This is a genomic window from Nitrosomonas sp. Is35, assembly GCF_033063295.1.
In the GTDB taxonomy this organism is placed as follows: Bacteria; Pseudomonadota; Gammaproteobacteria; order Burkholderiales; family Nitrosomonadaceae; genus Nitrosomonas.
The window spans coordinates 2497047-2516839 of record NZ_JAWJZH010000001.1; the positions used below are offsets into that span (position 1 = coordinate 2497047).

The 19793-nt window shown below is 51.3% G+C and carries 14 protein-coding genes; 3 read left to right on the forward strand and 11 right to left on the reverse strand.

Annotated features, from left to right (window positions below):
* The first annotated feature begins 73 nt into the window (after window positions 1-73).
* Window positions 74-2158: a polyphosphate kinase 1 gene (gene ppk1 / locus R2083_RS11825; protein ID WP_317531448.1), complete on the forward strand. Its 2085-nt coding sequence runs from the start codon at window positions 74-76 to the stop codon at window positions 2156-2158.
* Here the strand turns inward: ppk1 and R2083_RS11830 are convergent.
* From R2083_RS11830 to ppx, 3 genes are all read right to left on the reverse strand, one after another.
* Window positions 2140-4986 carry an EAL domain-containing protein gene (locus tag R2083_RS11830; protein ID WP_317538575.1) on the reverse strand — a complete coding sequence of 949 codons (2847 nt, stop codon included), beginning with the start codon at window positions 4984-4986 and terminating at the stop codon, window positions 2140-2142. The two genes, ppk1 and R2083_RS11830, sit on opposite strands and share 19 nt — an antisense overlap.
* The gene (locus R2083_RS11835) at window positions 4983-6632 is read right to left on the reverse strand and encodes a FecR domain-containing protein (protein WP_317531450.1); all 1650 of its coding nucleotides are present in this window, start codon (window positions 6630-6632) and stop codon (window positions 4983-4985) included. Before R2083_RS11835 ends, R2083_RS11830 begins: the two co-directional genes overlap by 4 nt.
* Window positions 6633-6793: 161 nt before the next feature.
* A complete protein-coding gene (ppx, locus tag R2083_RS11840; RefSeq protein ID WP_317531451.1) occupies window positions 6794-8278 on the reverse strand; it encodes an exopolyphosphatase in 1485 nt (494 codons plus the stop codon).
* A gap of 40 nt (window positions 8279-8318) precedes the next feature.
* On the opposite strand from ppx, the gene sixA reads away from it, so the two are divergent.
* On the forward strand, window positions 8319-8849 hold the full coding sequence (sixA, locus tag R2083_RS11845; protein WP_317531452.1) for a phosphohistidine phosphatase SixA: 531 nt from the start codon (window positions 8319-8321) through the stop codon (window positions 8847-8849).
* Here the strand turns inward: sixA and R2083_RS11850 are convergent.
* From R2083_RS11850 to R2083_RS11865, 4 genes are all read right to left on the reverse strand, one after another.
* On the reverse strand, window positions 8844-9290 hold the full coding sequence (locus R2083_RS11850) for a helix-hairpin-helix domain-containing protein (protein WP_317538576.1): 447 nt from the start codon (window positions 9288-9290) through the stop codon (window positions 8844-8846). The genes sixA and R2083_RS11850 overlap by 6 nt on opposite strands.
* 117 nt (window positions 9291-9407) lie before the next feature.
* Window positions 9408-9767, reverse strand: coding sequence for a YajD family HNH nuclease (locus R2083_RS11855; protein WP_108698088.1), 360 nt, complete (start codon window positions 9765-9767; stop codon window positions 9408-9410).
* A 49-nt stretch (window positions 9768-9816) separates the two neighbouring features.
* Window positions 9817-11628 (reverse strand): long-chain fatty acid--CoA ligase, encoded by a 1812-nt coding sequence (locus R2083_RS11860; protein WP_317538577.1) that lies wholly within the window; start codon window positions 11626-11628, stop codon window positions 9817-9819.
* 76 nt (window positions 11629-11704) lie between these two features.
* On the reverse strand, window positions 11705-14188 hold the full coding sequence (locus tag R2083_RS11865) for an acyl-CoA dehydrogenase (protein ID WP_317538578.1): 2484 nt from the start codon (window positions 14186-14188) through the stop codon (window positions 11705-11707).
* Window positions 14189-14429: 241 nt separating this feature from the next.
* Here R2083_RS11865 and dapE point away from each other — a divergent pair, with 241 nt between their 5' ends.
* The gene (gene dapE, locus R2083_RS11870) at window positions 14430-15632 is read left to right on the forward strand and encodes a succinyl-diaminopimelate desuccinylase (protein WP_317538579.1); all 1203 of its coding nucleotides are present in this window, start codon (window positions 14430-14432) and stop codon (window positions 15630-15632) included.
* 521 nt (window positions 15633-16153) lie between these two features.
* On the opposite strand, the gene R2083_RS11875 is transcribed toward dapE, so the two are convergent.
* From R2083_RS11875 to R2083_RS11890, 4 genes are all read right to left on the reverse strand, one after another.
* Complete coding sequence (locus R2083_RS11875; protein WP_317538580.1) at window positions 16154-17050, reverse strand: hypothetical protein; 897 nt, start codon at window positions 17048-17050, stop codon at window positions 16154-16156.
* 263 nt (window positions 17051-17313) lie between these two features.
* Complete coding sequence (locus R2083_RS11880) at window positions 17314-17952, reverse strand: DsbA family protein (RefSeq protein ID WP_317538581.1); 639 nt, start codon at window positions 17950-17952, stop codon at window positions 17314-17316.
* Window positions 17953-18170: 218 nt separating this feature from the next.
* Window positions 18171-19226 (reverse strand): LytR C-terminal domain-containing protein, encoded by a 1056-nt coding sequence (locus tag R2083_RS11885; protein WP_317538582.1) that lies wholly within the window; start codon window positions 19224-19226, stop codon window positions 18171-18173.
* A 79-nt stretch (window positions 19227-19305) separates the two neighbouring features.
* Window positions 19306-19773: a tetratricopeptide repeat protein gene (locus tag R2083_RS11890; RefSeq protein WP_317538583.1), complete on the reverse strand. Its 468-nt coding sequence runs from the start codon at window positions 19771-19773 to the stop codon at window positions 19306-19308.
* Between the last annotated feature and the right edge of the window lie 20 nt (window positions 19774-19793).

A 19793-nucleotide genomic window follows, 5' to 3' on the forward strand; every position in this document is an offset into this window, starting at 1 on the left:
TTTCCACACAAGCACATTGGAATGGCAATAAATTGACAAGAAAAAGTAAAAATCACCTGAACAACTTCCATTGATGGATACTCTCGATCTTAAAAACCCGACGCTGTACATCAACCGCGAACTGAGCCTGCTGGAATTCAACCGGCGCGTCATCGAGCAAGCCAAGGATGAAAGCCTGCCGCTGCTGGAGAGACTGCGCTTCTTATGCATCGCCAGTACTAATCTGGACGAATTCTTTGAAATTCGCGTAGCCGGTTTAAAACAGCAGGTCAAATACAATTCGACGCAAACCGGCCCGGATAATCTATCCCCAGCCGAAGTGCTGGCGCGCGTCAGCGAAACTGCGCATCAGTTTGTGCAGGAGCAATACAGCGTGTGGAATGACTTGATCATTCCAGCATTAGCCAAGGACAAAATACGTTTGCTGCGCCGCGCGCAGTGGAAACCGCTGCTCGGCCGCTGGATTCACCGCTACTTTAAGGATGAAGTATTGCCGGTACTCAGCCCGATCGGCCTGGATCCCGCGCACCCATTTCCGAAGGTGTTGAACAAAAATCTGTATTTCATCATTTCGCTCGAAGGCAAGGATGCCTTCGGACGGGATTCCGGGCTGGCCATCGTGCAAGCGCCGCGTTCCTTGCCCCGGGTGGTTCCGATTCCGGCCAAGTATAGCGAGGGCAATAACGACTTTGTCATGCTCTCGTCGATCATTCATGCGCATGTGGGCGATCTGTTTCCAGGCATGAGCGTGACCGGTTGTTATCAATTCAAAGTGACGCGCGATAGCGACTTATTGATCGACGACGAAGAGATCGACGATTTGCTGCGCGCATTGGAAGGCGAATTGCCATCGCGCAAATTCAGCGACGCCGTGCGCTTGGAAGTCGCGGATAATTGCCCGGATAATCTCAGCCGTTTTCTGTTGCACAAGTTTGAATTACAGCAAAACGATCTGTATCAGGTTACGGGACCTGTCAATCTGGGCCGTTTGCTGGCAATCTGCGATCTGGTCGACCGGCCGGAATTGAAATTCGTCGGTTTCACGCCCGACATTCCCAAGCGTTTGCTGAAAAACACCAATATTTTTGACGCGCTGCATAACGGCGACATACTGCTGCACCACCCGTTTCAATCGTTCGCTCCGGTCATCGATTTTCTCCGTCAGGCAGCCGCCGATCCCAATGTACTGTCGATCAAGCAGACCCTGTACCGCACCGGCGCCGATTCCGCCGTGGTCGAAGCGCTCAAGGTAGCGGCGCGTGCGGGTAAGGAAGTCACGGTAGTGATCGAATTGCGCGCGCGCTTCGATGAAGAAGCCAATATCGAACTGGCCAGCGAGTTGCAGCAAGTGGGCGCGCACGTCGTGTACGGCGTGGTCAATTACAAAACCCACGCGAAAATGATTCTGGTGGTGCGGCGGGAAGGCCGCGCCTTGCGCCGCTACGTGCATCTGGGAACCGGCAACTATCACGCCCGCACCGCGCGGTTGTATACCGATTACGGTCTGCTGACCTGCGACAAGGCCATCGGCGAGGACGTCAATAAACTGTTTCACCAACTGACCGGTTTGGGCCGCGCAGGTAAGCTGAAAAAGCTTTTACAATCGCCGTTCACGCTGCATAAGGGTATCCTGAGTTATATCGAAAAGGAAATCAGCGCCGCAGCCGCTGGGAAAAAAGCCTGGATCATCGCCAAGATGAACGCGCTGGTCGATCCGGAAATTATCGCCGCGTTGTACAAGGCGTCGCAAGCGGGTGTCAAAATCGATTTGATCATCCGTGGCATCTGCTGCTTGCGCCCCGGCGTTAAAGGGGTATCGGAAAATATCAGCGTACGTTCCATCGTCGGCCGTTTTCTCGAGCATACCCGGGTTTATTATTTTCATAATGGTGGAGGAATCGGCGAGGAGCTGGTATTTTGTTCCAGCGCGGACTGGATGACGCGCAACTTACATTACCGCGTGGAAGTGTGTTTTCCGGTCGAGGAGAAACGCACCAGCGACAATGTCATCGATCAAGGGCTGCTTAGCTACCTGTCCGACAACACGCAAGCTTGGTTACTGCAAAGCGACGGTTCGTACAAACGTTCGAAGCCCGGCACCGCCAAACCGCGCTCGGCGCAGCAGCTGCTGCTGGAACATTATTGCGGCCCGGCCTGATACAGCTTGTGCTGCATTAATTCGTACAGCGCTTCATAAGGAATCGGCCTGCTGAAGAAATAGCCCTGATGGTAATAACAGGCGTGTTGAAGTAATAACTTCACTTGCCGCTCCGTTTCCACACCTTCCGCAATCACGGTCAAACCGAGATTCTTTCCCAGACCGATAATGGCTTGCACGATTTTCAGATCGTTGCGGTTCTGATCCAGCGTACGCACGAAGGATTTATCAATTTTCAGGATATCGATCGGCAATTCCCGCAGCAGCGTCAACGAGGAATAACCGGTGCCGAAATCGTCCAGAGCGATCAAAATATTCAAACGTCTGATTTCCTCTAGCACCTTGCTGACCCGTTCCATGTCGTTCACGATGGCGCTTTCGGTGATTTCCAGTATCAAGGACTGCGCGGGCAGTCCGGTGTCGTGCAGCACTTGCAGAATCGTTTGCGGAAAATCCCGGTTCAATAATTGCCGCGGATGCACATTGACCGAAACATTCACCGGGTAGCCCAGTTGCAAGAGGTTATACGCCGCGGTACACGAGGTTCTGAGTACGATTTCACCCAACTGCCCGATCTGGCCGATATCTTCCGCCAGCGGAATGAATTCGCTCGGCGACAAATAGCCCCGCTTCGGGTGCAGCCAACGTACCAGCGCTTCGATGCGGGCAATGTGATGCGACTGCGCATGGACGATCGGTTGAAACAGCACCTGCAATTCGTCATTCTTGATCGCCGCGCGCAATTCCCGTTCCAGTTCGAGTTGATCGCGTGTCCAGACCACCGAGGATTCGGCCGAATACAAACCGAAGTGATTGCCGCCATCCTTTTTGACCCGGTACATCGCGGTACCGGCGCGCTCCAGCACCGTTTCGCTGGTCAATCCGTCATCCGGGTAAAAACTCACCCCGATACTGGCGGAAACGAAGACTTCCAGACCGTCGATCTCAAAACGCTGCCGGATCGCATCGAGAATTTTCTGCGCCATTCCGGGCGCGGAATCTTCCTTGGCTAAACAGCTGGATAACAGCACAAACTCATCGCCACCCCAGCGCGCCAGCATATCCTCCGGCGCCACCGCGTCAAACAAACGGCCGGACACCATTTTGAGCAGTTTGTCTCCGGCATGATGTCCCATGGCATCGTTAATTTTTTTAAAATTATCCAAGGTGACAAAAAATACCGTGATAATTTTTCCGCTATTGGCGATTTCCTGAATCAGGGAATCGAATTGCGCCAGCAGCCTTGAGCGGTTCGGCAGCTTGGTCAGCGCATCGTAACTCTGCTGATGCGCGACTTGCTGCGCCAGTTCGATCCGGTCGGTAATATCCGTCATGGCGATCACCGAACCCATAGTGGCTTTTTGCTCATCCAGCAATTGGTTGCGCGTGATGCGAACCGTCCGTTCATTGCCCTGCGCGGTTCTGAGCACACATTCAACCATGCCGGGTTTATTCACGCTGCCGCCTGCGAAATCTTTCCCGGCTTGATCAACCGGCACATCAGCCACATTCGTATCAAACCCGAGAATTTCCGCTAATGGTTTTCCCTTGATTTGCTCGAGCCGGGTACGCAGAATTTTTTCCGCGCCTGTGTTGATGTAAATCACTTGATCGGAAACGTCGGTGATAATGACACCGTCGCCGATCGACTCCAGCGCCACATTGGAATGCGCTTTGCTCATCCAGAGTGTGCGCAAAAATTCATTGATGCGGCGCCAATTCCACAGCGGATACAGCGACAATGTGCCTAACAAGGCAGCACCGGGAGGAATCCAGACACGGTTCAATTCCAGAATCAAGCCGGAGAGAAACAGTCCGGCGGCCATGAATGCGAGCAATAGCGGAATGGTAAGATTCTTTCCTACCCAAGCGAGAATGACCAGAATCGCGCTGACCCACACAACCGAGAGCGCGGCTGTTATCATTCCCGGCGCCGGATAAATCATGCGATTGGATGTCAGCATGGAGAACACATTGGCATGCCATTCCACGCCCGTCATGGGTTGATGATTGAGCGGCGAGAGCGGTGTGGCAAAGCGTGTTCCCATCCCGGTGGCCGTCATACCGACCAGCACGGTTTTGTCCCTTAAACCGGCCAGGACGGCATCGTCGAACAACACCCGGGCGTACGATATTTTGCGGAAACTACCGGACTCGCCTGCATACGGTATCAGCGCTTCTTGCGCTCTCTCCCAATGTTCCGGTTGACCGGATACTGTTTCATGGACTTGCTGCTGCATGGCTCTTACCGCCGCCGGATTGGTCAGCGCCAATCCCAGCGCAGGCCATTCGGGTGCATTGATCCCCGCGGACAGATAAACCCGCCGGGCCACGCCATCGCTATCCAGTTCGATATCGACATGGCCCAATACCGCCTGCTGGGTAAACAGCGGCAGCGGCTGCACCAGCATCAGCGATTCCATATGGGCGTCGAATACCGGCGCCACGGGAAAAATGACATTACCGTGAGCGGCGATGGCTTGAGCCAGTAAGTGATCGGCGTAGGGATCGTTTTCCTGCGGCTCGGACAACAGTAAATCCAGAGCCAGCGCTTTGTTACCGATTGAATTCAGCCGGTTGATTAATTCCGCATGCACGCCCCTGGACCACGGCCAGCGGCCTAACACTTTAAAGCTCTCATCGTCGATGGCAACGATTACGATATCCGGATCTTGCGGATATTGCTGCAGAACGGCTATTTTGTCATAGAGGATAAAATCAAAACGCTCCAGCACTTCCGTATAAGCGATGGCAGCGACCCCGGTCAACAGGATGACGATACGCGCAGCAAATGAGTAATGCTTCCACGACCGGCCCGCCAGGATCATATCAATACAAGCAATGGCAGCAGCATCAGTAGCATGAACCAGTATGAGATACCGAAAGGCACTTCAATCGCTTGCGGCGTTCCCCACGGACCTTGGAAACCGTCCGCTTCGATTGTTTTGATACGCAAATAATAAGTGCCGCTATCCGGTTTTGCGATCGTCAGCTGCGAAGCGGTGGTCGACTCATCATGAATAATCTGAGTGAATTCCTTATCGCGCGCGAATTGAAACTGAAAGCTCTGTCCTTCCACAGCGGCCCGCCAGGCGAATGTCATTTTGTTATCGTCCAGCTTCGCTTCACCCACCGCCGGTGCGGGATAGGGTACGCGGAATGCCATGGTATCGCTGAACGGCCCCGCGCCTTCGCGCGCGGATACGGCGAAAATACGCCAGAAATAGTGACCGGGCGTCAGCGATTCGGATAACGTCACACTGTTCTCTTTCACTTCGGGATTAAAGTACAAAGACGATGAAAAATCGGCATCCTTGCTGATCATGACGGCGTAGTGCGACACATCCGCTTGCGCCGCCCATTTGAATTGCTGCTTCTCCGGCTCCGCCATGCCGCCCGGCAGGGGCGCAAGAATAAAAGGCGCTTCCGGGTAGGCATTCAGCGCGAACGCAATGACCGCATCCTTGCCTTCGATCGATAAACCATCGATGCCGCGCACTCTGAGCCAATAATCGCCATCGGGGATATCACCGTCGCGGAAAGGCAAACTCGCTGCGGTAAATTCAGAGCGTAAGTTTTTAAAGTCCCGGTCGGCGGCAATCTGCGCCCGGTATGCGTGCGCCCCCGCCAGTGGGGCAAATTTAATCACCAGCGGCAAATTTTGATAATAATGCGCGGCTTCGGATAAGTCCGGCGGCGGCAGCAATTTGACCGGAGAGACCGGCGGCTTGCCTTCGATGGTTACCGTGCCATACCCCGCCGGCACTTTGACTTGTTTTCTTTCGCCATTGACTTCCACGCTGCCGGTCAGCACTTCGCTGCTGGTGCCGGATTGCGTTTCGATGACCCCAACGCGGAAATCCGTGCCGCGCACCGAACTGATTGCGGATGGTGTTTTGATTTTGAACCGGGTGGCTTTCTCGGATTTTTTCGGTACGGAATTTTCCGTGCGTCCCTGACGCATATCGACCAACGTGTCAATCAGCCCATAATCGCCGAACATGCGCATATTCTCCAGGCGCAGCTGGGTGTTTTCTTGCACGCGCATTTGCGACCCATCGGCGAATTCCACGGTTACGAACGCATCGTTTCCGCTTTGGATTTCATCGCCCGTCAGCAATTGCATGCCTTGCTCAAGCGGTATGCGTTCCTGGTTTTTGCGCTGTAACGTGGCGGTACCGTAGACACTGACTGCGTGCGCGAAGATATCCTGCTGTTTTGTCCAGGCCACTGGAATTCGCAGCGCGGTGCCGGGCGGTATCACGTAGGGATTGCGCACTTGATTGAGCTGTTGCAACGGTTGCACGTATTCCATGCTTTTTAGATGGCGTTCCGCCAGATTCCACAGATTATCGCCGGGCCGGACGGTATAAATCCACTCTTCGGCCACCACAGGAGCCGATTGAATCAGCATCAAAAACAATGCGATGCTGCAAATCCCGCTAAACCGGCGCACAAGTTTTCCTAATTGCATGCCATCCCCTCTCTCATTGGAACATCATTGGGTAAAACTTTGAACACAAAAAATCCGTTTTTCCGATATCGGGAAATGCAGCAGTCTAGCGCTCGCAACCCATAAGTTCAATAGCTTGCAATGAATTCCGCATGTAATCTCAAGTAAGCTGTTGCAACTGCCTAATGAAAGGATAGTTTGATATCCGCGATCTGCAAAAAACCTTGCTCGGTAATGAGATCAACCAGCGTTAAGGGGTGTTTATCCAGCCAGCCGGGCGGAAAGTCCAAATTCACGCGGTTCTTATTTACGTAAATCAGTATTTCCGGCAAGCTGATGTTCGAGCGGCTTCTGTGCATCACCACCGCCAGCCTGAGCAAGATACATAATCTAATAATGGAGGTGCGCATGGAAACAGCAATCGATTCAAATTCTTCCACGGGAAACTTGCGGCGATGGCTGCGCACCAGCATCGCCAATTTCGTTTGCTCCTGGCGCGAAAAACCAGCCAAATCCGAATTGGCCGTCAGATAAGCGCCGTGCCGGTGATATTGGTTATGCGCAACCGATAAGCCGATTTCATGAATGTAAGCGCCCCACAGCAGTAATTTCAGGTCGTTTTTTTCATCCAATTCCCAGGACGCTTTTACCTGATTAAAAAAATTTCCGGCAGTGTCTCTGACTCGGCCAGCTTGCTCCAGATCGGCATTGTAGCGTTGCGCTACCGCCATGACCGTGTTGTCCCTGACATCTTCATCGTGCACCCGGCCGATCAGGTCATACAGCAAACCTTCACGCAACGCGCCTTCGGATACATCGATCTTCTTCAGATTGAGTGCCTCAAACACACCGTACAATATCGCGACGCCGCTAGCAAAAACCGGCTTTCTGCGTTCCGATAAACCAGGAAAATTAATGAACGCACTGTCACCGATCGCGATAAGCTCGTCCATCAATTGCGTCAGCGCGGGTGCTGTGATGCCGGAATCGCACCAGCCTTGCGCTTGCACCACATCGCGTATGGCAATGATGGTGCCGGAAGAACCCAAGGCATAATCCCAGCCTGTTTTCTTATACGCCGTTTCCAGCGATTCCAGTTCCTGCATTGCAAACAAGATGGCCTTGCGCATTTTTTTGGCTTTTATCTTACCGTCGTCGAAAAACCGCTGCTCCATATTGACGCAACCCATATACAAGCTTTCCGTCTGGTAGGTGTCGTACCCCCGGCCGATGATCAGCTCCGTACTGCCGCCGCCGATGTCGATCACCAGCCGCTTATTGACCTCATCGTACAACGTATGCGCCACACCGGAATAAATCAGCCGTGCTTCTTCACGGCCGGCAATAATCTCAATCGGATGACCCAATGCATGGTGCGCTTGTAGCAAAAAATCGCCGCCATTGCGGGCTTGGCGCAGCGTATTGGTACCGACGGCACGTACATTCACATGCGGAATTTCCCGGATGCGCTGACCGAACCGCTGCAGGCATTCCAGCGCCTGCTGCATCGATTCGTTGGACAATTCCTGCTTGTCATTCAAGCCAGAAGCCAATCGCACCATTTCTTTCATGCGGTCGATGATCTGCAAGCGGCCATCCGCCCAATTCGCCACAATCATATGAAAGCTGTTTGAACCTAAATCCACTGCTGCGTAGGATTCATCCATGTTCGGCGCCATAAGGGTGATAGTATGTTGGTTGGTGAATATGTTTTCTATTCAAGCGATGCAAAAAAATCAGCTGATCATCATGCGACACGCCAAATCGGACTGGAGCGATGCGAGCAAATCCGATTTCGACCGCCCGCTGACCACGCGCGGCAAAAAAGCTGCAAAACAAATGGGACAATGGTTGAAACAGAAACAGTACCGCATCGGCCGGATACTCTGTTCACCTGCGCGGCGCGCAAAACAAACCTGCCAGTTGGTTGCGGAGCAATTGGATTTCGCTCAGCAGCATGTGCTGTGGGAAGACAGAATCTATGAAGCATCGCTCAATGACCTGATTGCGCTGGTCGATCAATACGGCGCAGGCGCTCACACCTTGCTGATCGTCGGCCATAATCCCGGTCTGGATCAATTACTCTGCCACCTGTGCCATGATCCCCCACCTGTTAACGATTCCGGTAAATTACTGACCACCGCTGCAACCGCTGTGCTTGATTTCGGTACTGCGCCCATTTCGGCAAAAGCGCATCAAGCGCGCCTGCAATGTTTGATCAGACCCAAGGAGCTATGATTTCTTTTTATCTTTTTTCTTGCCGTCTTTTTTCTTGCCGTCTTTTTTCTTATCTTTATGCTTCTTTTTCTTTTCTTTGTCTTTTACTGCTTTCTTGTCGTCTTTCCGGGCTTTTTTCTCGTCTTTGCCTTTATCTTTGTCTTTTGCTTTATCCGCTTCAGGCGGATTTACTATCTGACCGGCTACAGTCTTCTTGATCACAGTCAGTGGGCTGCTATCCGCCGCACCGGCCGGTTTGGCTGGTTTGATTGGCTTTTCCCGCAGGCTATCCGCCGCGGCTTGTTTGACCGCACGCGCACGCAACTCACCTTTGAAACCCGGTATTTTCCGCAGCTCTTCCAAACTCAGCGAAGCCAGCGCCTCAACCGTTTTTATTTTGCGTTCTTGCAATATTTTGATTGTAGCCGGACCGATTCCTTTGATATCCGTTAACTTCACCATGACCTGACTCCTCTGCGCTCGAAAAACTCATTATAACCGCCTGCCCGTTTAATACAACGCACTTCAGCCTGGAATACCGCCATTGATCTGAATTCAATTGAACAAGCGGAATCCGGATCAAGGTTTGTTCTTCAGCATATCTTTCAGATTGGCAAAAGGATTGAACGTCGCCGTGTTTCCGGTTTGCCCGCTATCCGTCCGGCCCATGGCATCCTTGAGCTTGGAATGCTCGTTTTCGTGGCAGTAAGTGCAGAGCAGTTCCCAGTTACTGCCATCGGGCGGATTATCGTCGTGATTGCTGTTTTTGTGATGCACTTCCAGTAACTGTAAATTCTTATGATCGAACGTGCGCGCGCAACGCCCGCACACCCAGGGAAATAATTTAAGCGCTTGTTCGCGGTATCCCTGCGCGCGTTTTTCGGCATTCCGGCGCGCTTCCAGAACCACTTTATCCAGCTTACTCGTATCTTTTGCCATCGGCTTGTTTCCTTCTCTCGAAAAGATTCAATGGGGCAATGCCCGCTGCTTAATGCCCGATATATAGTTTGTCGACTTCGGCTTTATATTTTTCCAGCACCTTTGTGCGCTTTAATTTGAGCGTGGGTGTCAACAGCCCGTTTTCAATAGTCCAAGGTTCATGAACGGCGGCAACACGGCGTATTTTGGCATAGCCTGGAAATTCACTGGTTTGGTGCGTGATTTTTTCCAGCAAAATTTTCTCCAGCTGATGTTTCTGCTGTTCACTATCCAAACGATCATCCAGACCATAATGCGCGATAAGATCCTGCCACCGGGCCGGATTCAATACCGCCAGAATACTTAAATAAGAACGCGCTTCGCCGATCAGCATCACCTGTTCAAACAGCGGATCACGCAGAATCGCGGCTTCCATATCACCCGGCGGCACTTTCTCACCGGTCGACAAAACGATAATTTCCTTCAACCGCCCGGTAATCGTTACATGGCCTTGCGCATCAATCGATGCGATATCACCGGTATTCAGCCAGCCATCAGGCGAAATCACCGCTTTCGTCGCTTCAGGATTATTCCAATATCCCAGCATCACATTCGGCCCCCGCACCAGCAAGGCATTGTTTTCCCCCAATTTGACTTCCACGCCGGGAATCGGCAAACCGACACTGGCCGGCACATTATCCTCAACCCGGTTAGCACACACGACCGGACTGCTTTCCGTCATTCCGTAGCCTTGCAAAACAGGCAATCCAAGACCGATAAATATGCGCGAAACTTCAGCCGGTAAGGCCGCGCCGCCGCTCATCACCATCCGCAACCTTCCGCCCAGCTTACCCAGCACTTTGCTGGCCACCAACCGATCGAGGATTGGCCACAACACATGCGACAAGCGCCGGTACCCCCTTCTTTGCTGGCATTCAAACTGGCTGTACCCGGCTTCCACCGCAAAATTGAACAACCAGCGCGCAAAACCCGAGCCTTCGGCCAGTTTCGCCTGTATGCCCGCATAAACCCGTTCGTAGATGCGCGGCACCGAAATCAACAACGTCGGGCGGATGGTCAGCAGATCTTCCTGCAACTGCGGAATCGAGCGTGCATACGCAATCGTCGCGCCCGCCATCATAGGCACGTAATACCCCGATGTCCGTTCAAAAGTGTGAGACAACGGTAAAAATGACAGCAGCAAATCATCCGGTTGCACCGGAATCACCTGCAAACAGCTGGCCACGTTACTCAAAATATTGTGATGACTGAGCATCACACCCTTGGGGCGGCCGGATGTGCCGGAGGTATAAATGATCGTGGCCAGCGCATGCGGATCGCTGGGGATATGCTGCACTTCACCGGCATGAGCCGACGACAGCCAATCCATCGCAGCCACGATACGGACATTGTCGCAAGCATCGATGCTGTCCGGCTCAAAGGGCCGGAGGATGAGCACCCGTTGCAGTCCCTCTATTTCATTGTGGATGGTCAAAAATTGCTGCCATTGATGCGAGTTATCCAGCAACAATAATTTAACGTTGGCATCGTTGATGACGTAAGCCGCATTCTCAACCCGGTCATCCGTGTACAAGGGAATCACCACCAGCCCGAGGCCGAGCGCGGCTTGCTCGAACATCACCCATTCCGGGCAATTCTTCATCATCACCGCGACCCGGTCGCCCGCCGCGAGCGATTCTTTCATCAGCGCGGCTTGCCAGCGCGCCACCCATTGATTCATCTGCTCCCAGGTATAGTTCGCCCATTCCTCGCTGATCGGATTGAAATAACGATAGGCTTCCTTTTGCGGTGAACGTTGCACACGTGCCCTGAAAAGACCATCCAGTGTTTTCGCTTCTTCTACCGGAATAATATTTGTCATTCCGTCTTGCTCGATTTGCATAGCGCTCCTTTTTATTCCGCGATTTCTGTCAGTGTCGTTATGTTTTCAGTGCGCGTCATTCCCTGTCTTGTTCCTCTTCGTCACCGCCTTCGTCTGAAGAAATACTCTCCATGACTTCGGCAGCCGCAGCGGCCGCGGCACTCACCGCCGCGACAAAACCAGCAGCACCGGCACCAGCGGCGCTCGCCACGTGACCGATTGTTCCGGCAATTCCCATGTCCGTCCCTGCTTCGTGACCAAAATCACGCGGAAAATCGTCCACTTTAACCACCCGGCCGCGCAAATCTTTCAATTTGTTCAGAAGATCCGCCTCTTCCGCGGTGATGATGTTCAATTGCAACGCTTGAGCGATCTGTCCGTCACCATGATCGGTAATTTTATGCTGCTTGACCGCTTCACGCAGTTTGGCTTCGATGGCGCTGCATTGAATGACGCATTGCAAAGCGTGCTCCAGATCCGCCATCGGTTCACCATCGGCGGTGGGAACAAAAATCCCGGAAGTCAATCGATCGCGCACTGCACCGGGTTCCATCATTAGTCTGGCGACTTCGTGCGCCAGGGTATCAGTGGGTGGTTTGCAGCGTTTCCCGAGCGGGAAGACCAAGGCTTTCAGCGCCCAGATCAACGTAATATGCCCCGGGAAATTGGTCAGAAACTCATCGAACGCTTGTTGCAATCGATACAGAGCATCCTGCATCGACCAATGCAGCAACGGTAAATCCGAACTGGGACGGCCATCGTCCTCAAACCGTTTCAGCGTGGCCGAGCATAAATACAACATACTGAGGATATCGCCCAATCTGGCGGATAATCTTTCTCTGCGCTTCAGCGAACCGCCCAGGCGCATCAGCCCGATATCGGCGATACAGGCGAAACTGGCGGAGAAACGCGCCAGCTTACGGTAATAAACAGCGGTTTCCGGGGTGCTGTTTTCCGGCGCATTGTCTTTGATATAGTCGCCGAATAACCCATAAAACAAAGCGTTTGCCGTATTCCGCAAGGTAAACTGCGCATGCCCGATCAAGGCTTCGTCAAACGCGCGCGATGCACGATCCGGATTGTTATCGTGCGTTGCATTGACTTCTTTCAGCAGATAGGGATGGCAACGGATCGCGCCCTGACCGAAAATAATCATGCTGCGCGTCAGAATGTTCGCGCCTTCCACCGTGATACTGACGGGAATCTGCTGATAAGTGCGTCCCAGATAGTTTCTCGGCCCGATGCAAATCCCCTTGCCGCCGTGAATATCCATCGCGTCGTTGACCGCCTGGCGTCCCCGTTCGGTCAGATGATATTTGACGATGGCCGACGCCACCGAGGGTTTTTCACCCAGATCGACCGCAGTGGCTGTCAGCACACGTGCGGCGTCCATCATGTAGGTATTGCCGCCGATGCGCGCCAACGCTTCCTCGATACCTTCAAAATAACCGATCGGCGTTTTGAATTGCGTGCGCACCCGGCCATACGCACCGGCAGTGCGCGCCGCCAATTTGGCCGCACCCACACTGGTGGCCGGTAACGAAATGGCGCGTCCGACCGACAGGCAATTCATCAACATGCGCCACCCTTGCCCGACGCCTTCTTGCCCGCCGATGATCCATTCCATTGGAATGAACACTTCCTTGCCCCAGTTCGGACCGTTCTGGAATGCGCCGTTAAGCGGATAATGCCGCCGCCCGATGTTGACACCCGGCGTGTTGGTGGGAATCAGCGCCAGCGTAATACCGAGATCTTCATCCTTGCCCAGCAAGCGATCCGGATCGTACAACTTGAAAGCCAAGCCCAAGATGGTCGCAACCGGCCCCAGCGTGATATAGCGTTTCTCCCAGGTTACCCGCATCCCCAGCACATCGGATTTACCGTCGTACTCACCCCGGCAAACGATACCGAAATCCGGCATCGCCCCGGCATCGGAACCCGCTTCCGGTGAAGTCAGCGCAAAACAAGGCACTTCCAGCCCTTTAGCCAAACGCGGCAAATAATATTCTTTCTGCTGCTCGGTACCGTAATGCAACAGCAGTTCGGCTGGCCCCAAAGAATTCGGCACCATTACGGTCACCGCCGCCGTGCCGCTGCGTGAACCGATTTTCATCACCACTTCGGAATGCGCCAGCGCGGAAAAGCCATAGCCGCCGTACTGCTTGGGAATGATCAAGCCGAAGAAACCGTTGTCCTTGATGAATTGCCACACTTCCGGCGGCAGATCCTTCAATTCATGCGTGATTTTCCATTCGTCCAGCATGGCGCATAATTGTTCGACCGGGCCATTGAGAAACGCCTGTTCATCCGAGGTCAATTGCGGTTTGGGATACGCCAGCAGTTTTTTCCAGTCCGGTTTGCCGCTGAACAAATCACCTTCCCACCAGACCGTACCGGCATCCAGCGCCTCCTGCTCGGTTTGCGATATCTGCGGCAGCATCTTGCGGAAAATCTTCAGTACCGGATTGGAAACCAAATTGCGCCGTATGACTGGAACAGCCAAAATCACACCGGCGACGGCAACGACAAACAAGATGACATAGAAGAGAAACAGGAGCATGGTGATCTTCCTCGTAGTGAGTTAAGCCCGTTCAAGCTAAGTACATGATGATTCAACGTTGTACAAGACCTGAATCAGACGTGTAAAATCCAGCATCTTCTTAAAAAGCTTACAGTCCTCAATTTACATGATAATCGCTCAAATCCCTACTGTAACGCCGAAGTATTATGACGCGTTTGTTGTGGTTTTCATACACCCGGGCCGCCGCCAATCTTTAACTTGTTAAATTCAGGAAAAAATAATGTCCAATGACACACTGACGCTTGCGCAAACACTGATAGCCCGCCGTTCACTGACACCTGCCGACGACGGCTGCCAGGAAATTCTGATCGAGCGGCTGGAAAAACTCGGTTTCCACATCGAAAGAATGCGCTTCGGCGAAGTCGACAATCTCTGGGCGCGCCGCGGCACTACCGCGCCCGTGCTGTGTTTCGCCGGACATACCGATGTCGTGCCGACTGGCCCGCTGGAACAATGGGACAGCGAACCGTTCATCCCGGCCATCCGGGATGGCAAGTTATACGGGCGCGGCGCCGCCGACATGAAATCATCGCTCGCCGCTTTTATAACCGCGATTGAAGCCTTTGTTGCACAACATGCTAACCATCAAGGATCGATCGCCCTGTTGATCACCTCCGACGAAGAAGGCATTGCGGTCGACGGCACGGTTAAAGTAGTCGAAACCCTCAAAGCGCGCGGCGAGTTATTGGATTACTGCATCGTCGGTGAACCCACCTGTACCGACACGCTGGGCGACACCATCAAAAACGGCCGCCGCGGTTCCTTATCCGGCAATCTGACGATCAAAGGCATCCAAGGCCATATCGCTTACCCGCACCTGGCGAAAAATCCGATTCATCTCGCCGCACCGGCGATTGCGGAATTGGCGCAAACCGGATGGGATCAAGGCAACGAATATTTCCCGCCGACCACTTGGCATATCTCCAACATTCACGGTGGCACCGGTGCGACCAACGTCATTCCCGGCACGCTGAACTTGTTATTCAATTTCCGTTTTTCCACCGCCAGCACGGTCGAATCGCTCAAAGCCCGCGTGCACGAAATTCTCGACCGGCACGGTTTTGACTATGAATTAGCGTGGGAACTGTCGGGCAAACCATTTCTCACCCCCAAGGCGGAACTGGCCGACGCCATGCACGCCGCCATTGTTGAAGTCACAAGCATCGAACCGCAACTCTCCACCTCCGGCGGCACGTCGGACGGCCGCTTTATCGCCGACATCTGCGCGCAAGTCATCGAATTTGGCCCGCGCAATGCGACGATCCACAAATTGAATGAACACGTGGCTGTGGACGATCTCGAGAAATTATCGAAAATTTACCAATTGATTATGGAAAACTTGTTGGTCGATAAAACTGTAACGGCCGATTCAGATACCGCTGGTTTTTGGGATAAGTTGAAGAAATATTTTTCGTTTGGGTGAGATAAAAATTGACATGATTGGAATGTCGGTTTCCGGCTAGAAGCAGCTCCTGCATTCAATCACTCTATATAGTGATAATCAAGAGCTCTTCTACTGTTAGTGTTCACGTTGACGATAATAGCCGTAAAGCACGTATCGCCGCGATCTTTTGTGGTATTCGGAACGAATATTCCTGCGTCCCATGCACGAAGTGCTCAATTTTGTCGAGCATGTCTGAAGTGAAATTCAGATGGCGGTAGCAAAGTAAACCATTCAACATCATCAACACATTACTCAATCCAAAATCCTTTTGTTCATTCTCCAGAAGTCCAAATTTAGCGGCCTCCAGAGCCTCTCCAAGCTTCCCAATATTTAACAGTACCAAAACAATCAAATAAGCGACTCGAGCATAGCCTATTTCATTTTGAAGTCGATTAAGCAATGCATTGGTAAAACGTTCTCGCTCAGCGTCACTTACCAATCGCGAATATAGGGCCAAGAGTGCGTTGAGATTGTCTGATTTAACATTGGCTGATCCTGGATCAGGACACGATTTCCTGGTTCGTTGTAACCTGCATGATACGAAAACCATTGCCAAATTGTTTGATCTCTTTCCCATCCATGACTATATGGACGCTGCCAAGGCCACCCGATTCGCGACCATTCAATTCATAGCGACTCAGTTCCGTTTGTAGCACCGAGGCTACATCTTTTTCGATCGGATCGGAGATCAGATGCAGTGCTTCGATAGGGATCGGTAGATCAGTTGACTTTGGCTTGTGCATACCCTTGCACACTACTGTGACACGTTGTTCATAGCCATCATCGTCTCCAATACCGATCAAAACGTGCAGATCTTCATCCTCAGGCTTGTTATGAAATTTGCCCCGGATCATCACCATCGCCCTTGCCAGTAGTACTGTTCCAGGAGCGATGCGAAAATCAGACATGTAAGCTGTACCATACATCTGTCCGTGCTGTTCACGAACGGTTATGATGTCATGCAGAACTTCACCACTGATTTTTGGCTTGATAATTCGAGCACGCATCAGTCCAATGGAAGAAACACTTTGATTTTTAACCGCGAAGTCCGCAACGATCTGAGTGACTAAGGAACCATCAGGCTGTCTAGTGACCGACCAATGACAATGTTGATTCATGGGTGTCACATGAAATTTTTTATGTGCCTTAATTTGGGTTTTCCAGGCTCGCCATGCTATCAACAACACAATAATCCATTTAAAACAAGCAAGCACTCCGAACAAGACAAAGCCGACTATCAGCCAAGGCCGATAATCCTCCGGTAATTCGCTGCTAATCTGTGGCATAAACAGCATCAGCCCAGCTGCGAAGGCAAATGCCGTTAAAAGCCAAACCGGCAGGTCTTTGACTACTTCGAATAACTTGGTCAAGGTTTTAGTGTTTTCGGTTGGTGTCATCGGGGTTTTAATATAGCGGAAAGTGATATTACACCATTAGAACAGGCAGTGGATTATGCCCCCACGTGCCTTCAATAGTGTGTCAGAAAGGAGGTACCCCCCAGAGAATTTAATATTTCATCACCTTCTGGTCTATGCGCAATCATTACAATAACAAAAAACCACAATCAGCAATTGCTTGCCGTATGTCAGACTATCGAATTCCGATCAGATTCATTCGATCAATTTCAACATAATTTTGGCCAATTTCTGAAGCTGTCAGCTCAAGTTTTAGCCACTAAAGATTCAATTGCTTTTATCTCATCCAGCATGGCTCGATAATCCAAATAATCGATAGCAATCGGAAACACGGCATTGTTAATGACCAGCCGCAAAGACGGGTAGGAATAGACTTCCATGCTTCTAGCTCGTTGCATTTGCTGCTGTAATTCACTTTCTATCGCCGGGCTTTTCAGATCTTCGCTAAAGGTTTCCGCGTCCAATCCAACTTCATCGGCGCAAGCTTGCAAGGTTTCCGGCAGTGAGGGATTCTTCGCTTGTTGATAATAGGCAGTTTGAATGGCGCGGATCATTTCCGGTTCGGCTTCCGCGCGTTGCTTTTTGGCTGCCAGAACGGCCCGGCAAGCTGGATAAGTTGAGCGGATCGGCGTGTTGCGCGACCAGAAGTCCCAGTTGAAGTGAACGCCGGGTACCGTTTGTTCGATGCGTTGCCAGGCTTGCTGCACCATTTTTTGCGTTGCGAGCGGCATCGGTTCGGTGGTATCCGGCGCCAAGCCGCCAACGAGGTAAATAATTTCCATATCGCGCGGCAATGCCTGCTGCAACGCAGCCCAGCTTTGGCTGAAGGCGTAGCACCAGCTGCACATGGAGTCATGAATGTAGAAAATTCGCGGAGTGCTCACATTTGCAAGCTCCCAAAAACAGAAGTCCCGCAATGTTATCGCCAAAGACCCGGAAATCCTAGGGAGGTAGGATTTCCGGAAAATCTGAAAATCACTAATTGTTCAGCGTTTCCTTAGAATCTATCTCCGCTTGATGGTCTTTGATGCCGATTTCTTATTCCAAAAAATAATTGAAGGTTCCTTAATTGTAAGGATCTCATTACATGTCGTTTAATTTTTCACATTCTTTCAGATTGAACGATGGATTTTTCAATACTTTGCTGACTGACTTGCACCAGTTCTTTTGTATTGAAGTAGGCAGTTTCTCGAGAAAAATCCTGCCCTAATAAAATTTTTATTTGTATGTCGTGACGCAATTGGTCACTTTCAACCAATTTGACCGGCATCGGTAGCATTTGATTAATCTGATTGGCTTGATGGTAATTTTCTGAACGATAGTAAATTTCAGTTTTGTTCTGATTGTACGTCTGGTGATTGGTCACTCTTACGCTGGCAACGCCACGCTGCTGAAAAAAAACTGATATCTGCTTTGCCATACCTGTAATGCCATTACCATTCGAAACTTCTAATCGAATGTTTTTATTATCCGGCAGTCTGGAGTTTTTATCGTGTGCGTCCAGATCATCCGAGGACGATATGACAGAGGTTAATTGCGAATCTGCGTCTTCACGAAATCGAGTGATATGGTCACCAAATTCATCGGTATTCGTCTTGGAAAGCTCTTGAGTGACAATAGAGGATGAGTTATCCGGATTGGGTTGCGATGCAGTCACTTTATTATCCAAATGATTTTTTTCCTGTGCAATCGCCAAATTCCAGTGCGCTCTCTTGTTCTCCGGATCCAGTGATAAGGCTTTGCTTAATGATTTGATCGCCTCGGCAAAGTTACCCCGAATCAGATGAGCATAACCAAGATTGTTATACAAATAAGTTTCCTGTGGCGCCAATTCTATTGCTTTATTAAAATGCCGCAACGACAACTCATGTTTGCCCTGCATGGAGTATATAACGCCCAATCCGTTGTGTACTTCAACATAGTCAGGCCTTACTTCAAGAGCCCTTTCATATGCAACGATGGCCTTCTGATAATCCAGCTTACCTTGATGGTATCGCCCCAATAAGTACATAATTCTAGGGCTTCCATTGGCATGATTAACTCTCGTTACGGGTTTAATTTCAATACCGTTAAGCGTGGTATCTTTTTGAACTGAAGTACATGCCGCTAACACCAGCACACTGCTTAATACCCATCTGAGTTGTTTGATATGGAACATGGTTTATTTTCCTGATATTCAATAGTGATTTAAGATAACTGTCAGTGTGTATTCGGATTGAGTAATCCTTGGCTTGAAATTATGGCTGTCTGGGCTCTTGCCACTGTCCACACAATTCACCGTCAGTACACCCCATCAGCTTGTAAGCGGATTTCAGATTATTACGGGCATGTACATTCCGAGGATCCAGTTGCAAAGCACGCTCAAATGCACCCGCTGCCTCGGCGTTCCGCCCCTGTTTCAACAGGGCGTAACCCAGGTTGTTGTGCAAATCGGATATCGAAGGCGCCAATTTGATGGCTTCATTGATCAGGCTGATTCCAAGTTCGTCTTCACCCAGTATCGAATAGACCACTCCCAGGCTGCCATAAGCCTCGTAATAATCCGGTTTCAGTTCAATGGCTTTCTCAAAAGCATTGACAGCTTCAGCATATTGGCTTTTCTGATAGTGCTCGCGGCCCAATAAATAAAATTGCTTGGCTTGACTCAGTTGCGGATCTTCTTTTGCAGTGGATATATGACCATCGGCGCCAGTTCTTTGTTGCATGGAAGTACATCCAGTCAATA